The sequence below is a fragment of the Gordonia sp. (in: high G+C Gram-positive bacteria) genome (genome assembly GCF_012515855.1).
In the GTDB taxonomy this organism is placed as follows: Bacteria; Actinomycetota; Actinomycetes; order Mycobacteriales; family Mycobacteriaceae; genus Gordonia.
Map to the genome: position 1 here is coordinate 1 of NZ_JAAYXO010000256.1, position 4,023 is coordinate 4,023.

The 4,023-nt window shown below is 68.6% G+C and carries 4 protein-coding genes and 1 pseudogene; all 5 read right to left on the minus strand.

The genetic code is table 11. The features are described from left to right. Window positions 1–84: 84 nt before the first annotated feature. A complete protein-coding gene (locus GX543_RS17770) occupies window positions 85–1,512 on the minus strand; it encodes a DUF2252 domain-containing protein (protein ID WP_290853861.1) in 1,428 nt (475 codons plus the stop codon). 36 nt (window positions 1,513–1,548) lie between these two features. Next, the gene (locus GX543_RS17775) at window positions 1,549–2,019 is read right to left on the minus strand and encodes a hypothetical protein (protein ID WP_290853863.1); all 471 of its coding nucleotides are present in this window, start codon (window positions 2,017–2,019) and stop codon (window positions 1,549–1,551) included. A gap of 72 nt (window positions 2,020–2,091) precedes the next feature. Then, window positions 2,092–2,523, minus strand: a complete 432-nt coding sequence (locus GX543_RS17780; protein ID WP_105941109.1) for an organic hydroperoxide resistance protein — start codon at window positions 2,521–2,523, stop codon at window positions 2,092–2,094. Between the two features lie 50 nt (window positions 2,524–2,573). Further along, entirely contained in the window at window positions 2,574–3,242 is a 669-nt protein-coding gene (locus GX543_RS17785) for a hypothetical protein (protein ID WP_290853867.1), read from the minus strand. Further along, a pseudogene (locus GX543_RS17790) lies at window positions 3,239–4,023 on the minus strand (hypothetical protein); the annotation flags it as partial. The gene GX543_RS17785 and the pseudogene GX543_RS17790, both read right to left, overlap by 4 nt.

The following is a 4,023-nucleotide window of genomic DNA, read 5'->3' on the forward strand; positions in this document are numbered from 1 at the left end:
AAGCGCGCTACCAAGCTGCGCCATACCCCGTGTACAACCTCAACGAGATTACAACATCCGGCGCGCTCAACTGAAATCGGCTGCTCAGGGACCGACCACGAGCGGACCCTTCCGTTCCTGAACGGTTCGGAGGCCCGTGTCGTCGAGCCGGGCCGAGTCGATCTCGCCGGTGGTGATGGCGTCGACCAGGCGCGCATGATCGGCCCGATTGACCTGGGTGTAGCCCAGCGCCCAATCCGCAACTGCCCCGTCGAACTTCTTGCCGAGTCCCCCGACGTAGTCGGCGATCTCGCCGCGCGCCGACGTGCGCGCATGAGCCTGCCCCAACACCGCGCCGCACAGCTCGCCGTACAAGGTGAGCCGGTCGACCGGCATGTCCTCGATCACCGCAGAGCCCTTGCCGTCGCGGAGCTGCCGCACGTAGAAGTCGCAGAGGCCCGAGACCGACTCCGCGGTTCCGTCGGGTCGGCTGGCGAATCCGAGGCTCCGGAACCAGCCGAGCAGAACGTCGCTCGACGCCTGCAACAGGCGCTGGCCCACCACGACTCGCTCGCCCTGGTTGCTGAACTCCGGCGCGTCGACGTAGGGCGCCAGCACCGACTGCTGCGCCTCCTTCAACTGCAGGAAGAGCGGATCCCGGTTGAGCCTGCCCGCGAAGAGGGCGATCCAGCAGCGCGTGCCGACACTGCCCACGCCGACCACCTTCCGGGCGGCCTCGACGAACTCGTACTGGTCGATCAGATCGTGCAGGTGCAGCGGCAACGTCTCCCGGTACGCCGCGATCCGTCCGAGGAACTGCTCGCGCAACTGATTCGGCGAGATCTGGGTCAACACGTCCGCCGCCGGGATCAGCAGCGGCGGATCGCTCTTGATGCGCACCCCGGTCTCGTCCACCACGCACAGCTTGGACAGGGCCTGCTCGCTGTTGCGGTGGTACGCCTTGGCGAGCGTCTTCTTCAGGTTCTTGTTCGCCGCGGTGTCCAATCGATCGCCGATCTCCCGCTTCACCCGATCGGGGTCGACGTTGTCGTACCAGCACTGGAGGGCGCCGCGTTCGGCGGCGGAACTCATCGCCCGGCGGTAAGCGCGAGCGGCTCGTCGAGCGGCCCGGTGGGCCTCCTTATCCGTGCCGCCGTTGCCCTGCGCCGCCACTGCCATACTCGCCGCGAGGCGTTTGACGTCCCACTCGAACGGCCCGGGGTGCGTCTCGTCGAAGTCGTTGAGGTCGAACACCATCCGGCGCTCCGGCGAGAGGAACAGCCCGAAGTTGCTCAGGTGCGCGTCACCGCACAGTTGGGTTGTGATGCCCGAGTTCGGCGTCGACGCCAGATCCGCGGCCATCACCGCCGCGGCCCCGCGATAGAAGGTGAACGGCGTCGCCGCCATCCGCGCATGCCGGACCGGCACCAGGTCTCGCAGCCGCGTGGCGTCCTGGGTGCGAAGGATCGCCACGGGGTCGCGGCGTCCGGTCAGGACCGGTCCCTCGCCGAGGTCGGTGGCAGCGAGGGTCATGGCGCGTCCCGATATCGGTAGGAGAAGTCGCGCACGTCAGTCCTCGTCGTCGGCGTCCGCCGCGGCATACGAGGCGGCGAACGACACCCGAGGAGTGGTGGCCGCGGAATACACCGCCAGCACCAGATAGACCAGCACCGCCATCCCGAACAGGAACGCGACGATCAGCGAGACGATCCAGAACACGTCGGCGGCCACGCCGTCGACGCCGTCGAACAGCAGCGCGGCGACCGCCGCGAGCAGCGTCGCCATCAGTGCCCACGCCGCACTCCGCAGGCGCGGACCCACCGCCGACTCGTAGAAGAGCCGCTGGTAGACGGTGACCTCGAACTCGTCGACGCAGGCGAGCTTCACCGCATCGCCGTCCGCGAGGTCCCGCAGACCGCGGGCCAACTCCACTTCGCGCAGCAGCGACGCCCATTCGCGCTGTCGATAGCGCACGTAGGCGACGGTCGCGAGCGCCGCGGCGAGCAGTCCCAGTCCGGCGAGATTAGCCCAGTTGTTCACGAGTCCTCACGCTACCGCGCGGCCGCCCGAAGGCGGCCGCACGACGCGAATCTCCGCCGGAGGCACGTGTTCTCAGACGCTGGAGGTGACGTTGTGCGCGATGTTGCCCCGGGTCGCCTTCGAGTACGGGCAGAACGCGTGCGCCTTGTCCGTCAGGTCTTTCGCCAGCGCCGCATCGACTCCGGGGATCTCGGTGTGAATGTCGGCGGTCAGCCCGAATCCGCCGTCGGCGTCGTCGGAACCGATGCCCACGGTGATCGTCACCTTGGTGCCCGGGGGCAGATCCACACCGGCGGACTTCGCCACATGATGGAGGGCTCCGTTGAAACACGCGGCGTAGCCGGCCGAGAACAGTTCCTCGGGATTGGCGCCGTCGCCGGTGCCGCCCATCTCCACCGGCGGGCGCAACTCCAGGTCGATGCGGCCGGACTCGGACACCACTTCGCCGTCGCGGCCGCCGCCGGTCGACGTCGACCACACTCGGTACACGGGATTCACAGTCATCGGGTATTCCTCTCACTCGGATCGGGTTCCGACTCCCAACGTACGCACGATCACCGCGGATTGCGGAAGACTTTGGAAGGCTTGAGTCGAGTCGACGCCGGCAGCCACCCGCCGACGCTGCCCCGGAACGTCATCAAGACAGACAGCAGCAGGCCGGCCACCGAGACCCAGGCCGCGACTCGGAATACCGAGGGCACCTCCGGGTAGTCGAACAGCAGGTCGGAGATCAGCGGCACGAACATGACGGTCAGGATGCAGACGGCCGCGTAGATGCTGCGGACGTTGCGGCTGTGATGCCGGCCGATCGCGATCAGCAGCGGGTAGGTGATCGCGATCGCGACCAGCCAGCCGGCGATCAGTGCCGGCGGCCAGAAGGCCGCCATCGATTCGGCGGTCCGGGTCCCGTCGATCTGGTGGACTTCGGCCATCTGCGGTTCGAGCCGATCGGCCAGCCGATCGACGGCGGCGCCGAGGGTGGCGAAGCCGTAGACGATGCACGCCAGGGCCGCGAGCGCCGCGACATACCAGCAGATCAGCGCATCCCGGGTCAACGCCGTCGGCGGAGGGCCGGGGTCTTCGGGGCGGCGCGGGTACCGTGCGGCGAGGTCGGCATCGCGCGACGACCGCTCCAACTCCGCCAGATCCTCCGCATCGAGTTCAGCCTGCGTCGGAATGTGCTCGGAGTCGTCGGGGTCGCCCCACGTGCCCGGATAGGTCATGGCGCGATTCTAAGCATTCGGGCGAAGGTTCCCTGCCAGAGCGAACCGTCCGGTGCGATCATCCCGGTCAGTTGCAGCGGCTCGTCGAACGGCGCGAATCCCACCTGGCGGGTCACCACGCGCCGTCCCGTCCGGAAGTCGGTCGCCACGTAGTTCACCGGCCCGAGCTGCTGCACTCCCGGTGTGTACGGACCGTATCCGAGCGCAAGGATCAGCCCGTCCGCGGTGGAGAGTCGCGGCAGCGTCGACATCCGGTCCCGGTTCTCCCACACGCGAGTGCACTTGCCGGGTGCGACGTCGATCCGGGTCATCGCTCCGACGAAGGGCGCCGGACCGGGCGCCGGCGGACCGCCGCTCTCGGCCATCGGCGGATACTGGAATCCGTAGGTGCTCGGGACGACGATGCTGTCGCCCCAGACCATCGGCGAGTTCTCGGTGCCCTGGTTCGGCTGGGCGAAGGCGCGGATAGAGCAGACCGGCGACCCGTCGTCGCTGCGATAGACGTGCAGCCGCGGCACGCGCGCGTTGTCGACGATCGCGACCCACCCGCTGCCGCCCGGACCGAAGTACGACGGCGTGGTCCCCGACCCCCAGGTGAGTTGGCCCGGTTTGCGCCCGGGTCCGCGGTCGTAGACGTTGCGCCACACCGTCTTCGGAACTCCATCGGCGCCTGCCCACATCTCGTAGAGAGCGTGCGTGGTCAGTACCGAGACGCCCCCGGGACGGACAGAGAGCCCGTTGCCGAGCTGCTCGCCGCGCGGCAGGTGCGTCGAAGCGACGC

Coding starts and splice junctions, on each gene's coding strand:
- GX543_RS17785 (WP_290853867.1), bottom strand. CDS start 3,242: ATGACCTATCCGGGCACGTGGGGCGACCCCGACGACTCCGAGCACATT.
- GX543_RS17770 (WP_290853861.1), bottom strand. CDS start 1,512: ATGACCCTCGCTGCCACCGACCTCGGCGAGGGACCGGTCCTGACCGGA.
- GX543_RS17780 (WP_105941109.1), bottom strand. CDS start 2,523: ATGACTGTGAATCCCGTGTACCGAGTGTGGTCGACGTCGACCGGCGGC.